The organism is Paenibacillus sp. FSL F4-0097, from assembly GCF_038593125.1.
In the GTDB taxonomy this organism is placed as follows: domain Bacteria; phylum Bacillota; class Bacilli; order Paenibacillales; family Paenibacillaceae; genus Paenibacillus_AQ; species Paenibacillus_AQ odorifer.
In genome coordinates this window covers 5,227,283-5,242,788 of sequence record NZ_CP151965.1, presented here as the reverse complement: position 1 = coordinate 5,242,788, position 15,506 = coordinate 5,227,283, and the positions used below count along the sequence as shown (strand labels likewise).

8 protein-coding genes are annotated in these 15,506 nt (G+C 49.3%); all 8 read left to right on the top strand.

Annotated features, from left to right (window positions below; translation table 11 throughout):
* The first annotated feature begins 262 nt into the window (after nt 1-262).
* The 8 genes from addB to MHH86_RS23515 all read left to right on the top strand — a co-directional run bounded on the left by addB (nt 263) and on the right by MHH86_RS23515 (nt 15,451).
* On the top strand, nt 263-3,775 hold the full coding sequence (gene addB / locus MHH86_RS23550) for a helicase-exonuclease AddAB subunit AddB (protein WP_076103755.1): 3,513 nt from the start codon (nt 263-265) through the stop codon (nt 3,773-3,775).
* A gap of 2 nt (nt 3,776-3,777) precedes the next feature.
* On the top strand, nt 3,778-7,821 hold the full coding sequence (gene addA, locus MHH86_RS23545; RefSeq protein ID WP_076146062.1) for a helicase-exonuclease AddAB subunit AddA: 4,044 nt from the start codon (nt 3,778-3,780) through the stop codon (nt 7,819-7,821).
* 40 nt (nt 7,822-7,861) lie between these two features.
* Nucleotides 7,862-9,043, top strand: a complete 1,182-nt coding sequence (locus MHH86_RS23540) for an exonuclease SbcCD subunit D (protein WP_076103757.1) — start codon at nt 7,862-7,864, stop codon at nt 9,041-9,043.
* A gap of 1 nt (nt 9,044) precedes the next feature.
* Nucleotides 9,045-12,461: an AAA family ATPase gene (locus tag MHH86_RS23535; protein WP_340952090.1), complete on the top strand. Its 3,417-nt coding sequence runs from the start codon at nt 9,045-9,047 to the stop codon at nt 12,459-12,461.
* A 354-nt stretch (nt 12,462-12,815) separates the two neighbouring features.
* Nucleotides 12,816-13,175 (top strand): histidine triad nucleotide-binding protein, encoded by a 360-nt coding sequence (locus MHH86_RS23530; protein ID WP_036683863.1) that lies wholly within the window; start codon nt 12,816-12,818, stop codon nt 13,173-13,175.
* A 139-nt stretch (nt 13,176-13,314) separates the two neighbouring features.
* Nucleotides 13,315-13,488: a 30S ribosomal protein S21 gene (gene rpsU, locus MHH86_RS23525; protein ID WP_036657994.1), complete on the top strand. Its 174-nt coding sequence runs from the start codon at nt 13,315-13,317 to the stop codon at nt 13,486-13,488.
* Nucleotides 13,489-13,503: 15 nt separating this feature from the next.
* Entirely contained in the window at nt 13,504-13,947 is a 444-nt protein-coding gene (locus MHH86_RS23520) for a GatB/YqeY domain-containing protein (protein ID WP_036683862.1), read from the top strand.
* 118 nt (nt 13,948-14,065) lie between these two features.
* Nucleotides 14,066-15,451 carry an NfeD family protein gene (locus tag MHH86_RS23515; protein ID WP_076141827.1) on the top strand — a complete coding sequence of 462 codons (1,386 nt, stop codon included), beginning with the start codon at nt 14,066-14,068 and terminating at the stop codon, nt 15,449-15,451.
* The last annotated feature ends 55 nt before the right edge of the window (nt 15,452-15,506 follow it).

Genomic DNA, 15,506 nt, shown 5'->3' with positions numbered 1-15,506 from the left:
TCTGGCATTAAAAACAAACTAAACACTCTAAAAAGCAAGCCGCCAAAATCCGGAGGTTTGCTTTTTTTTATTTGTACTCGTAGCTGTTATCCTTTGTAAAACATTAGAAAATACTAGCAAACACATGTTCCGATTAGTGTGGTTATGATATACTGAAGGGACGAGGAATCACTGAACTTTTTTAATTGGAGTGTAATCAATAGGTGGATATTTCACCTTGTAATTTATATATTTTCTCCGTTACGGAAGGAGTCTATCATTTATGTCGGTAACCTTTTTACTAGGCCGCTCGGGCAGTGGCAAGACAACAAAAATATGGGAATCTATCTCTTCTTCCTTAGAGAAGGAACCGCTTGGTGCGCCGATTATTATTCTTGTGCCAGAGCAAGGTTCTTTTGGAGCAGAACGGGGGCTTTTGACCGTAGGGAATGTGAAGGGAAGCCTTCGGGCGCAGACACTGAGTTTTTCGCGGCTTGCCTATCGTGTGAAGCAGGAAACTGGTGGCAGTGCAAGTCTGCCAATCAGTGATGAAGGTAAGAAAATGTTAATTTACAAAATCATCAGTCGTCGCAAAGAGGAACTGAAATTGTTCGGTGCCTCAGCAGACAGACCGGGTTTTGTGGAACGTCTGAACCAACTGCACACGGAGATGAAGCGTTGCTGTTTGGGTTCCACTGATTTAGAAGAGCAGTTGTCCGCTATGCGAGGAGCTATTGCAAGAAGTCCTATTCTTGAGGGTAAGCTGGATGATTTGCAGCTGGTATTCAGCGATTTAGAGAAGGAAATGTCACGTCTCTATATCGATGAAGAGGATCGTTTAGCAGAACTGGCTGAGCATATTCCTGATTCCTCCTACATTCGCGGGGCGGAGATTTGGGTAGATGGATTCCATGGATTTACTCCGCAGGAATTCGTAGTGCTTCGAGAATTGATGCAGCAAGCTTCGAAGCTGACCGTTTCGCTTACAATTGATCGTCCTTACCCATATGGAGATCAGTTGAATGAGCTTGAATTGTTTCACCCCACTGCGGTTACTTACATTAAACTGCGTGGAATAGCTGAAGAGCTGGGCATTGATGTGTGGGACGAGCTGCTGGAGCCAACGGTTCTTCCGCGTTTTGAAGAAAGTCCAGTACTTGCTCACCTTGAACGGGGATATGATCGCCGGAAGGCCTGGATAGGTGCGGATGAACTGGCAAGAGAGGCTATATCCATAGGCGCCGCAGTTTCGCACAGAGCAGAGGTTGAGGGAGCACTGCGCGAAATGACTAGACTGGCGCGTGATGAAGGTGCAAAATATGGCGAAATGGCTGTATTGATGCGCAATATTGGCGATTACGAGCAGCTGATCCAACCGTTGTTCCAAGATTACGGAGTGCCATTTTTTCTGGACCAGAAGGTAAATGAGCTGCATCATCCGCTAGTGGAATTTATACGTTCCGCGCTGGATGTAGTGCGTCGTCGCTGGCGTTACGAGGATGTATTCCGTTGCGTAAAGACGGAGCTTTTGCTTCCGCTAGACGGTAGTATTACACGTGAGGATATGGATGCTTTAGAAAACTATGTGCTGGCTTGTGGGATTCAAGGGTATCGCTGGACGGATGGCCGCTCATGGAAAGGTATTCCTAGCTTGTCGCTGGAAGGCGGCAGACAGATGGATGATGAACTGCTTGCTACTATGGAACGATGCCGTGCTAGTATAACAGGACCATTATTTGCTTTTGAGAAACGAATCCAGAAAAGCCGTAGCGGCCTTGAACTATGTACGGCAATGTACAAGCTGCTTGAAGAGACGGATGTTGCACGAAAGCTGGAGAAACTCAGTGTTAAGTCTATGGAGAAGGGCCAACCCGAGAAGGCTAGGGAACATAGCCAGTTGTGGGGTGCGGTACTTGATCTGCTAGATCAGATAGTAGAAATGATGGGCAATGAAAGACTTGAGTTTGAAGTGTTCACCGGAGTTCTAGAGACAGGACTTGCTGAGCTTAAAATGGGACTAGTTCCGCCCGCACTGGATCAAGTATTGGTCGGCAATATGGATCGGACTCGCCCAACGGGGGTTAAATACGCTTTTTTGCTTGGATTTAATGAAGGTGTTGTGCCTGCGCAGTTTAAGGAAGATGGAATTCTCTCGGAAGGTGAACGCTCCGTACTAGAGAATGCTGGAATGGAGCTTGCTCCCGGCGCTTCTCGTAAACTGCTGGACGAGCGGTTTCTGATCTATAATGCGCTAACGACAGGAAGCCGAAAGCTCTGGATTAGCTACGCTACAGCAGATGATGAGGGCAAAGCTCTCCTTCCCTCTGAGGTTATCCGGCATTTGCATAGAATGTTCCCAAGGGTTCAAGAGCATAGCTTGTCAGCACTTCCCCCTGCGGGACTACCGGCAGAAGTCGGAAATTCTATTCATCTCGGTTTCATTGGTCAACCAGAACAGAGTCTTCGCGCATTGATTATGCAGCTGCGGCAGTGGCGCCAGGGGACAGAAATTCCGGAGCTATGGTGGGATGTGTATAACTGGTTTACTAAGAACGAAGATCGTAAATTTCAACTGGAACGTTTGCTAAGCTCACTGTTCTATCGTAATGAGGGAACGAAGCTAAAGCGTGGCACAAGCCTCAGATTGTATGGTGGCTCAACACTGCGGGGCAGTGTGTCCCGGATGGAGAAATTTGTTGCGTGCTCATTTTCCCATTTTGCGTCCTACGGACTAAGACTGAAGGAGCGTCAGCTATATAAGCTGCAAGCACCTGATATTGGACAGCTGTTCCATGCTGCGTTAAGTGATATGGCGATAAGACTGAAACAAGAGGGACGGGGCTGGGGCAGCTTGTCTCCGGATGAATGTCGGCGTGAGGCCAGTGAGACAGTAGAGCGGCTATCTCCGATGTTGCAGGGTGAAATCCTAATGAGCTCCAAACGTTACGGGTACATCTCCCGTAAACTTAAGAATATTGTTGGACGTGCTTCTGTGATTCTGGGCGAGCATGCCCGCCGGGGCAGCTTTGAGCCAGTAGGGCTGGAGCTGGACTTTGGACCGGATAAGGAGTTGCCGCCTTTAAGGATTACGCTGCCAAATGGCTGCGTGATGGAGGTTGTTGGCCGGATTGACCGTGTAGATATGGCCCGTGGAGAGAACGGAATTCTTCTGCGGGTAATTGATTATAAATCGAGCCAAAAGGATCTCAAGCTGCATGAGGTGTATTATGGATTATCGCTGCAAATGCTGACTTATTTGGATGTGCTGCTAACATATTCGGAGCAATGGCTGGGGCAGCCGGCACTTCCAGCCGGCACACTTTATTTCCATGTGCATGATCCGTTGTTGACCTCATCCAATGGGATGAACAAGGAACAGGCTGAGCAAGAGCTGTTGAAACGCTTCAAGATGAAAGGACTGCTTACAGCAGATCGTGAGGTTGTCTCCCTGATGGATACCACTTTAGACAAAGGGTATTCTTCTATCGTGCCTGTAGCAGTAAAAGCTGACGGCAGCTTTTATAGCAGTGCTTCAGTAGCTACACCAGAGCAGTGGGGTCATCTATTATCCTCCGTTAGAGGGACAATCTCGGATATCGGGACACGGATTACAGAAGGTGATGTGGCGATTGAGCCGTACCGAATTGGGCAGGAGACCGCCTGCACATTCTGTTCCTTTAGACCTGTCTGCCAGTTCGATGAAGCTGTGGAAGGCAACAGCTATAACAATCTGGGTAAGCCAGGGAAGGACGTTATATGGGATCTGCTGTCCCGCAAAGGAGGAACTACACCTTGAGTATGAAGGTTGAAATAGAAGCGAAACCGGAAGGAAGTATATGGAGTGATGACCAGTGGCGCGCCATTGCGGAGAGCGGTGATGACATCCTCGTTGCTGCGGCAGCAGGTTCCGGTAAGACGGCGGTGCTGGTAGAACGGATTATTCGAAAAATCAGTAAGGAAGAGAACGGCTTCAGTGTAGACAGGCTATTAGTAGCTACGTTTACCAAAGCTGCGGCTGCCGAAATGCGGCAGCGGATCAGGGAAGCCCTTGATCGGGAGCTGGAGGAGAATGGGGAGAACGACCATTTGCGCCGTCAGCTATCCCTGCTGGGCAAAGCTTCGATTACAACGTTGCACTCCTTCTGTCTGGAAGTGATCCGGCGTTATTATCAAATGATTCCGATTGATCCGGGTTTTCGCATATTAAATGAGCATGAAGCGGAGATGATGCGGCAGGAGCTGCTCGAAGAGTTGCTGGAGGAAAAGTACGGTGAAGCAGGTGCGGATGGCGAGGATAGTATATTTGTGCAGCTCGCTGATTGGTTCAGTGGTGAACGCAGTGATGATGCAGTGCATGCGCTCATACAGCGATTGCATGATTATGCCCGCAGCCATCCTTGGCCTGCGCAATGGCTCCGTGATACTGCAGCTGATTTCTCATTGCCAGACACCGAAAGTCTGGGTGGAACGCCATGGGTGCTGAGCATTCTTGAAGAAGCGAAGCTGACACTTGCGGGCGCAGCCAGTCAGCTGATTCAAGGCCGGGAGATTGCACTGCAGCCGGGCGGTCCGGCACCCTATGCTGAGAATTTAACCGCTGATCTTGAGATGGTAAATGCACTGCAGGATGCCGTAAACGAACGACCTTGGGCAGAATTATATGATATTTTCATGGAAGTATATTTTGGGAAATTAAAGGCTTGTAAGAAGGATTCGACAGATCCTGGACTGCAGGAGATGGTGAAGGAACTGCGCGACAGTGTGAAGAAGAGTATTTTAGATCTTCAGAAAGCATTGTTTGGCCGTCCGCCTGAGGTTTTTTTGAAAGAGCTGAACGAAGCGGCTCCACTGATGGCAGAGCTTGCAGAGACAGTGATAGCATTCGGTGAACGTTATAGAATTGAAAAAGCAGGAAGAGGTCTAGTCGACTTCAGTGATTTGGAGCATTATTGTCTGCAAATTCTACGCCATCCGGACTCTACGCCCGGTCATTCCCTGCCTTCTGATGCAGCTATGGAATACCGTGCTCAATTCGATGAGGTTCTGCTGGATGAGTATCAGGATACGAATAGTGTGCAAGAGGAGATTGTGCGGCTAATATCCCGTGAAACACCCGGTAACCGGTTTATGGTCGGAGATATGAAGCAAAGTATCTATCGATTCCGTCTGGCGGAGCCGGGGCTATTCCTGGATAAATACCGCAGCTTTGGCTCACACCAAATCGATGATCTATCTGAAATTACTAATGAATCATCTAGCGGTTCGGTCATCGATCTGGCCCGTAATTTTCGCAGTCGCATGGAGGTTGTAAATGCCGTCAATATGATCTTCCGGCAGATTATGAATGAGACGGTAGCGGAGATTAATTATGATGAACGCGCTGAGCTTGTTTACGGAGCGAATTTCCCAGGTGCAGCAGAGAAGGGGCCTGATATCTTTTTTGCACCGGAGTTATTATTGATTGATCGTGGTTCGGCAGCAGGGAAGTCAGAAGAGACCTCTGAAGACGGTGAGGCGCCACTTCAGGAGAGTGAAGCCATTGAGAGCGAGACGGCGCAGCTGGAAGCGCGGGCAATTGCCCGGCGTATTTCACAAATGACGGGGATGACCGGTGGATCGCCACTGCTTATCTACGATAAAGGACTCAAGATTATGCGCCCGGTTATTTACGGTGATATCGTGATCCTGCTTCGCTCGGCAAGAATCTGGACCCCTCTAATCATCGAAGAGCTTCGGATGGAAGGAATCCCTGCTTATGGTGATCTGAATAAAGGTTATTTTGAAGCTACAGAAGTGGAAATTGCACTTTCCCTCTTAAAAATAGTTGATAATCCTCAGCAGGACATTCCGCTGGCTGGCGTACTTCGTTCACCTGTGGTCGGATTAACGGAAGAAGAATTGGCTACGGTGCGTATGTGTAGTCAGGGTCCTTTTTTTCAAGCAGTACAGATGGCGGTGGATATGCAAGATGCAAAAGAGGCTGAAGAAGAGTATGACCTCTTCTCGGCTCATGTGATTGAATCCGCAAGCACCGTCGAAAATAATGTTTTACCTGATAAAGATCTGCCGCAGATCAGTCCAGAACTGAAGCGCAAGCTTAAACATTTCCTAGAACAGCTGGAAAGCTGGAGAAATGCGGCTAGACAAGGTAGTCTCAGTGAGCTGATCTGGCGTATCTATGGGGAGAGCGGCTATCTGGAATGGGTTGGAGGACTGCCTGGAGGCTCGCAGCGCCAGAACAATCTTAAAGCTTTGTATGATCGGGCTGTGCAATTTGAGAATGACACCGCAGCACGCGGATTGTTCCGTTTTCTGGTGTTCATTTCACGGCTTCGTGAGAATGGCGGAGATCTGGGTGTAGCTGGCGGTGGCGGTGAAGAAGGCAATGGCGTCAGAATCATGACCATCCATAAATCCAAAGGTCTGGAGTTCCCTGTTGTTTTTGTAGCCGGGATGGCAAAACAGTTCAATCGACAAGATTTGCATTCGCCATTTCTTATGCACAAAGAGCTTGGCTTTGGGCCACGTTTTGTGGAACGGGAAACGCGAGTTAGTTACCCAACACTTCCTTATCTGGCTATTAACCGGCGTACACGGCTTGAGTTATTAGCTGAGGAAATGCGTGTATTATATGTGGCGTTAACTCGTCCGAGAGATAAAATGATTCTAGTGGGCACCGTAAGAGATTTGCCACGCAAAATCGCTAGCTGGAGCAGCGTACAGAACCGGGATGAGCTGCTGCTTGCAGACCATCTGCTGGCCCGAGGGCGCAGCTATTTGGATTGGGTTGGACCGGCATTGATCCGGCACCCTGCTGCGGCGATTCTTCGTAAGCTGGGCGGTTCAGAAGGTACCGTCTCCACGGTGCTGCACAATGATGTGTCCAACTGGAGCATCAGTGTGCAAAATGCTTCCGAACTTAATTCTGGGGCGTTCCTGCCAACGGATCAGACTGAAGATAAGGTAGAGGAACGGCAAGCTGTACTCGAAGCACTGCATAAGGGTGAATCTGTAAATATATATGAAACAGAGACTAGCGATGAAATTGCTAGAAGACTGGAATGGAATTATCCGTATGCGGCAGCCTCAGGTATTCCGGCTAAAACTTCTGTTACGGAGTTAAAAGCGTTGTTGTCATTACAGGAGCAGCCCTCTTTTGATCTGCTGGAAGAAGGCAATTCTACAACCTCAATAGAAAACGATAAACGTCCAAGTGTTGCAGGTGCGGACAGTCTTCATTTGCGGCGTCCGAAATTTATGGAAAAACGCAGTCTGACCCCAGCGGAACGCGGGACAGCATACCATACAGTCATGCAGCATATTCCGCTGGAGGGTTCAGTTGATCCTATGGTTGTGGAAGAAACCTTAGCCCGACTTCAGAGAGTGGCTATTCTAACTGCTGAGCAGGTGGAGGCTGTAGCTCCCGATCAGATAGAAGCTTTTTATACTAATGAACTTGGACGTAGATTAATAGCTTCTTCTTGGAAGCTTAGAGAAATGCCATTCAGTTATATGGTTCCCGCAGGTGAGGCTTATCGAGGGCTCGATTATATGAATGAAGCCGTCTCGGAGCTTACCCCTGAGAACAATAAGGAAGGCTTTAGTGAGGCTGTGCTAATTCAAGGGGTCATTGACTGCCTGTTCCGAGAAGAGGACCGGATTATTCTGCTAGACTATAAGACGGACTCTGTATTAGAACATCAGGGCGGCCTAGAAGCACTTAAGGAAAAATATCGTTTTCAGCTAGAGTTATACAGCAAGGCATTACATGATATTTTGGGAGAACCGATCAGCGAGATTTGGCTGTACTTTTTTGACGGCGATCATGCTGTGAAATTATAAATTATTCATTGCCGCATAGGAGCGGGGAAAGAGGACGAAGATGCGGATATTGCATACGGGGGATTGGCACTTGGGCCGTACGCTGGAGGGAAGAAGCCGCCAGAAGGAGCAAGAGCAGTTCATAGATGAATTGGTGGAGATCGCCGATTTTCATAAGGTGGATTTGATTATGATGGCGGGAGATGTGTACGATTCCGTTAATCCACCAGCGGCTTCGGAGCAATTATTCTATGAGGCTGCTGCCAGGCTATCTTCAGGGGGCAGGCCCCTTGTGGTGATTGCCGGCAATCATGACCAACCGGAGCGCGTATCTTCAGTCTCCCCGCTTGTATTAAGGCAGGGGATTACCTTGGTAGGACTTCCAACCTCAGAGCCAGTGACAGTTCATGCTGCGCGCACGGGTGAGATTGCCAAAATCGCAGCCCTTCCCTATCCCTCTGAGGCACGTCTCGGTGAGTTGCTTGCTGGGGACAGCGGGGAAGAGGAGCTTCGATTAGCTTACAGCGCACGGGTAGGCAAACTTATGCAATTGTTGGGAAGGGAATTTACCCGACAAACCGTAAATTTGGCGATGAGCCATATTTATGTGCTGGGTGGTGTAGAGAGTGATTCGGAACGCCCGATTCAGGTGGGCGGGGCTTACACTGTAGACCCTTCTGCTTTATCCTGTGGAGCGCAATATACTGCCCTAGGCCATCTTCATCGCGCTCAGCGTGTTAAAGGGGAAGGGATGATCCGTTATAGCGGATCCCCGTTGGCATATAGCTTTTCTGAAGCAGGACAAGCCAAGTCGGTGACGCTGATTGATATTGCGCCGGGCGGTGAGCCGACCTTCGAAGAAATCTATCTTCGCTGTGGGCGCCCACTTGTAAGATGGAGCTCTACGGGTGGATTGCAAGAGGTATATAACTGGTTGGATGAAGGTAGAGATGCTTCTGCTTTTATAGATTTGGAGATTCGGCTCAGTGAAGCTATGTCGATGAATGATATTCAGCGCCTGCGTAAATCACGTGAGGGGATCATTCATATTCGTCCGATTTATCCGCAAATGGAGCTGGAGCTTGAACAGATTTCCCGTTCACGTATGCCTGTACAGGAATTGTTCCGTAAATTCTATCAGCGCCAGACGGGCGGGGCGGAGCCGGAGGATCGTTTGATTGAGCTGTTCTTACAGCTAACCGAAGAAGAACGGCAGCAGCCGGAGGAAGGAGAGGAGAACTAAGGTGAAGCCTATTTTATTAAAAGTAGCAGGATTGCAGAGTTATAGAGAAATGCAGGAAATAGATTTTGAAAGTCTGTGTGAGACCGGGCTGTTTGGGATTTTTGGACCTACGGGCAGCGGCAAGTCCAGTTTGCTGGATGCTATTACTTTGGCGATGTACGGGAAAGTAGAGCGCGCCGTTAACGGGACACAGGGGATTATGAATCACTCTGAGGATTCACTCAGCGTGGCGTTTACCTTTGAGCTCACTTCTTCCGCTGGGGTACATCGTTATCGTGTTGAACGTAAGTTCAAGCGGACTGGTGAGCAAACAGTCAGCAACACCATTAGCCGTTTCATTGAAGTCACACCTGACGGGGATAACGTTATGGCGGATAAACTCGCAGATGTTACACGTTGTGTGGAAGAGCATATTGGACTCAAAATGGATGACTTCACGCGAGCAGTTGTATTGCCGCAGGGGAAATTCGCCGAATTCTTATCGCTTCGGGGCGTAGACCGCCGACAAATGCTGCAGCGCCTGTTCCATTTGGAACAGTATGGCGATCAGCTTGCGTTGAAGCTTAGCCGGCGGGTGAAGGAGAATGAGGCTGCGCTCCGCGCGCTCGAAGCGGAGCAGCAGGGGCTTGGCAGCGCAGGCAAAGAGGATGTAGAGGCAGCGGCAGAGCGCCTCGAACAAGCAGCCCAACATGCTGCGGAATGCCGCCGCAAGCTGGAGGCGGCGCTGCAGGTCGCGGAGCGTTTCACGCGCATTCGCGAGCTGCAAGAGGAACGGACCCGCCGCGAATTGCAGCGGCAGGGACTGCTTTCCAAGGAGGAGGAGATTCTCCTCCTTGAACGGAAGCTCGGCCAAGCTGACGAGGCCGAGGCTAGGCTTCCCGCGCTGAAAGCATGGCGAAGCGCGGAAGAAGCCTTCAAGAGCCGATTGACCCGCGCGGAGGGTCAAGAGGTGCTGGCCGCCGCTGCCGAGCAGGAGGCGGCGCGTGCCGCTGCGGCCGCGGCTGCTGCGCAGGCCGCGCTTGCGGCGGAAGAGCCGGCCCTCCGGCAGGGGGCCGACACCTACCGCCGCGCGCTCGAGCTCGAGTCCGAGCTCGGCGCCCTGCGGCGCGAACTCGCGGCTCTGCGCGAGCGCCGCGAAGAGGCCTCCCGCAAGCTGGCGGAGCTGCGGGAGGGCATGGCCCGGGAGCGTGAGCTTTTGGCCAAGGGCCAAAAGCGCCAGCAAGAGCTGCAGCAGAGCTTGCAGCCGCTCGGTGTCCGCTCCCAGGAGCGGCAGTCTCTGCAAGAAGCGATGCAGAGACTGCAAGGGCTGCACTCCGCCGAATCCCAGTGGGATTCGGCGGAGAAGGAGCGCCGCGAGCGTGCCGCTGCACTCGCGGCTGCGCAGGCGCGACTCGCTGAGGCTGATGGCCGTCGCGAGCAGCAGGAAGCTTCTCGCGGGCAGCTGATCCGCGAGGCGGCGCTGCATCAAGAGAAGCTGCTGGCGACAGAAGAAGCTGCGCGCACCGCAGCAGAAAGCCTGGAGCAACATATCAGTTCTTTGGAAGCAGCCCTCAAGGGGCATGAGTTGCACAGACTGTCGCTTGGATTGGCTAAAGAATTGGAAGCAGGACAACCTTGCCCTGTATGTGGCAGCGAACACCACCCGACCCCTGCTGTATTGCAGGATAACCTAGAGCAACAGGAACTGGAGTCAAAGCTTCAACAGGCTCGGGTGTTGTCCAGACGTGCTTTGGAAGCACGCCATATGTTCCGTGGTTTAAGGGAGCAGGACCTGGTTTGGCTGGAGCAGGTGTTTGGTGATGGAGCTTTTGATACGGTAAATCATCCTGCAGCGGCAGGTTCAGAAGTCAGTACTACAGAGGTTTCCTCTACCGATATGTCCATCCCAGATGAAAAAGCTTTGGCAGAACTTGATGCTGCATTTTTAGCATTAAAAAGCCAGTCTGGAGAACTGCGCCGTACAGCGATACAGTGGCAGCAATCGATGCAGGAAGTTCAGCAGCTATGCCTCAAAGAAGCAGCAGGTGCCGAAGGTGAGCGAAGCTGGGTAGAAGGTCTTACCGCCAAAGCCAAGGAACTGAGTGGCCAACTAACCGCTTTGCGGCAGAACTGGGTACAGCAGTTCCCTGATTTGGCACCGGAAGAGGTAGAAAAAGCTTATCGTGAGCTGTTAGCCAAGGATGCTCAAGCTGAGGAAATTAGATCCCGACTGGAAATCAGTGTCAAGTTTCTGGATGAGAAAAGCGCTTCGGTACAGAATCTTCAGGAAACTATCACCGGACTCGATAAAGAGCTTACTCAGTGGAATACACAGATGGAAGGCAAAGAAGAATTGCAGCGTGAAAAAGAACGGCGTCTTCTAGAGTGGACTAATGGCCGCGCTGCTGCCCCACTTCTAGCAGAGTGTGAGCGTCGTCTGCAGGAATTGTTAGCAGCTGTGGAGACCAGCCAACGATTACATCTCACGGCAGCGGAAAAAGCGCAGCATGAGATCAAGGAGGCAGCGATTACCCGCCAGGCTGCAGAATCTGCTCGAGAGCATTATGTGACTTCAAGCCATCTGTGGGAGCAAAGCTTAACCTCTTCACCGTTTAGTTCGGCCGCTGAGGTTGAAGGAGCAGCTCTCGCACCTGAAGAGCGGGAAATTTCATCTTCTCGGGTACGTGCCCATCGTGCTGAAGAAGCTGAAGTCTCATTGCAGCTGCGCAATATTGAAGAGAAGCTTGATGGAGCCAGCTTAAGTGAAGAGGAATGGCAAGTTAGCCAGGAGAGCTTAAGCGCGTGTAAGTCAGAGGATGAAATGTCTCTGCAAGCAAGAGCGCGTGCAGAGCGAGATCTAGAGGATCTGCGGCATCGGCATATTCGCTGGATGGAGCTTGAAGCCCAGCGGCTAGAACATGCTTCCCTACAGGATCATTTGTCCAAATTGCAGACGGTTTTACGTGGAAATGCTTTTGTTGAGTATATTGCGGAGGAACAATTGATGCAGGTGTGCCAGTCTGCTTCTCAGCGGCTTCGTTTCCTGAGCAAACAGCGTTATGCGCTGGAGGTTGATTCGGGCGGTGGCTTTGTAATCCGTGATGATGGAAACGGTGGTGTAAGAAGACCGGTCTCCACGCTTTCCGGCGGAGAGACGTTCTTAACTTCCTTGTCACTTGCACTTGCTCTTTCGGCACAGATTCAGCTGCGGGGGCAGTATCCATTGCAATTTTTCTTTTTGGACGAAGGTTTTGGTACGCTGGATCCGGAATTGCTCGATACGGTAATTACCTCACTGGAAAGACTGCATAACGACCAACTGTCTGTCGGCATTATCAGCCATGTTCCAGAGCTTCGGGCACGACTGCCACGCAAGCTGGTAGTAGTACCTGCTGAACAGGGTGGAGGGGGATCTCGGATCCTTTTGGAAAAAATGTGAAGATCTACAATGTGTGTGATTCTTATCACAGATACAGTATCAACGCGCTGTTATAATACAGCTAAGCCGACATTACTTTAGAAACACCTCGGCGGACGTATGGTAGGGAATGAACTCCTTTTCATACGTCCGCCGCCGAATCAGCTTTATAAGCTGTGAAGGGTGTTTCTCTTTTTTTTGTCTTTTTTAGGCCTAACGGTGTTGATATATTTATTTAATGGTTCATTCTGTAACAGATACAGTTTGGGGCTGATTATACTGAGTTTGCTTGCTGCTTTCGTAATTGATGATTATCCTGTATGATTATCTTATGATGAAGTGGAATTTCACCAATTTTTAGGAGGCAAGCACTCTATGGAGACCGTGTTTAGCAAAATTATTGAGGGTACTATTCCTTCCAAAAAAGTATTTGAGAATGAACGTATTCTTGCATTTTACGACATCGAGCCGGCTGCACCGGTACATGTGTTGATCATTCCCAAGAAGTTCATTGCTTCAATGAATGATGTTACACCTGAGGATCTTCCGCTAATTGCTGAAATCCACAGTGTAGCCCAACAGATCGCCAAAGACCTTGGAATTGCTGAGTCTGGTTATCGTTTAATCAATAATTGCGGGCCTGATAGTGGACAAGCTGTGCCTCATCTTCATTATCACCTGCTGGGTGGAGCCAAGCTGGGTGCTCTCACTGGAAACTCAGCTTCGCACGCATAGCATAATCATTTAATGTTGAAGAACTTGCCAGAAAAAAGAATAGCACGAAGGTTGACACGTTATTTCCGTTTGACCTATAATGGAGTTTGATAAACCGTGTTATGCTCTTGGACGGTATGGTCGGAGGGAGGGGAAACCTGTGTCTGAAACGAAAGTTCGCAAAAACGAGACAATTGATGCTGCACTTCGTCGCTTTAAACGTTCCATCGCAAAAGATGGTGTCTTGGCTGAGGTGAAGAAACGCAAACATTACGAAAAGCCGAGCGTTAAGAAAAAGCTGAAGTCTGAGGCTGCTCGTAAGAGAAAGTTTTAGGAGGATTACCCACGCATGAATCTTAGCGAGAGATTGAACGAAGATATGAAGCAAGCGATGAAGAGTAAGGACAAGTTCACGCTCTCCACGATTCGAATGGTTCGTTCTACAATAAAGTATCTTGAAATAGATCTGAAGAGAACATTGGACGACAACGAAGTGCTTGATATCCTTAGTCGTGAAATCAAACAGCGCAAAGATGCCCTCCAAGAATTTGAATCAGCGGGTCGCGACGAGCTTGCCGCGAGTACAAAAGCAGAAATCGAGATTATTATTAAATATCTTCCCGAGCAACTTTCCGAAGAAGAAATTAAAGTAATTGTACAGCAGACCATCCAGGAAACCGGTGCTTCTTCGAAGAGCGAAATGGGGAAGGTCATGAGCGCACTGATGCCTAAGGTCAAAGGTCGCGCTGATGGTAAACTCGTGAACCAGGCGGTTCTGCAATTTCTGCAATAATATAGCACTAGCACCCCTTGTAAAAGGGGTGCTTTTCTATGTTATGAAACGTAAATCCAATTTCAGCGTATTAAGGGTTATGAGTTCTGGGTCAAGCTAAAGAAGGGAGGTAAAATCATTGAGAAGATTACGGAAAATACTGTTAGCTAGCATTCCTGTGGTCCTGCTGTTACTCCTCCTGACACCCTTTGCAACGAATGTAAGCGCTGACGGGACAGCCCCGAAAACACCGGGGGTTACGAACAGTGAGCTGAAACAAGGTCCCGTGTTTATTATTCCGGTAGATCAAAAGATTGAACGGGGTTTGCAAAGCTTTTTGGAAAGAGGATTTGAAGAAGCCGCTAATTATGGAGCAGTCCTTATTCTACTAGAGGTCGATACACCTGGAGGGCTGGTGAAATCGGCAGAAGAGATTGGGACGATGGTAAGAGAGAGTGAAATACCAACAGCTGCCTATATTAAAGGTGATGCCGCTTCTGCAGGCAGTTACATAGCACTTAATGCAGGTGCAATAATCATGAAGCCGGGCAGTATGATCGGTTCTGCTTCTTTGGTAGACATGAATGGTCAAAAAGTCGATGATGCCAAAATGATATCCTACTGGAGATCTAAAATGATTGGCGCTGCTGCTCTGAATGATCGTGATCCAGACATTGCCGCTGGTATGGTGGATAGTAATTTGGTCGTGGATAAGCCAGAGCTTGGTGTGACTAAGACACAGGGAGAAATCATTGCCTTGTCTAGTGAAGAAGCTTTAAAAGCTGGTTACGCTGATCAAATTACAGATACCCCTGAAGAAGCAATTCATTGGCTTGGATATACTACAGACGACATCTTTCGCGTAGAGCATACCGGTGCGGAAAAAATGTCGCAATTTCTGACCAATCCGATTATTATGACGATTCTGCTGTTCATTGGGATTACAGGCGTTGTAATTGAACTGATTGTTCCAGGCTTTGGTGCGCCAGGAATTATCGGGACATTGGCTTTTGTGCTATATTTCTTCGGCAACTATGTTGCAGGATTCGCCGGAGCGGAAACTTGGCTCTTGTTTATCATTGGGCTTGTCATGCTTGTGCTGGAGCTCTTTGTGCCTAGCTTCGGAATATTGGGGCTGCTCGGCTCTGTTAGCCTTGTAGCGGGTGTCGTACGAGCTGCTTACAGCTATAAGCATGCACTTCTCAGTCTAGGTATCTCTTTCGTAGCTGCGACTATTGTTGTAGTAATTGTTGCGGTCATTTTTAAAGAACGAGGGATCTGGAACAGATTTATTTTGAAGGAAAGCCTTACTAAAGATCAGGGATTTGTGCCCGTAGAAGAGAAGCTTAGCTTATTAGGCGCTACAGGAACCAGTATTACTCCGCTTCGTCCATCAGGAACGGCTATGATAGGCGGCGAACGTGTGGATGTTGTTACAGAAGGTAGTTTTATTAGTGCTAATGCACCGGTCTCTATTATTAAAGTAGAGGGCGGACGGATTGTTGTGAAAGAAATCAAGGAATAAGGTAAACACTGGAACCAATAACAGTTCTAGAATAAATTTACGGAGGTTATATAGT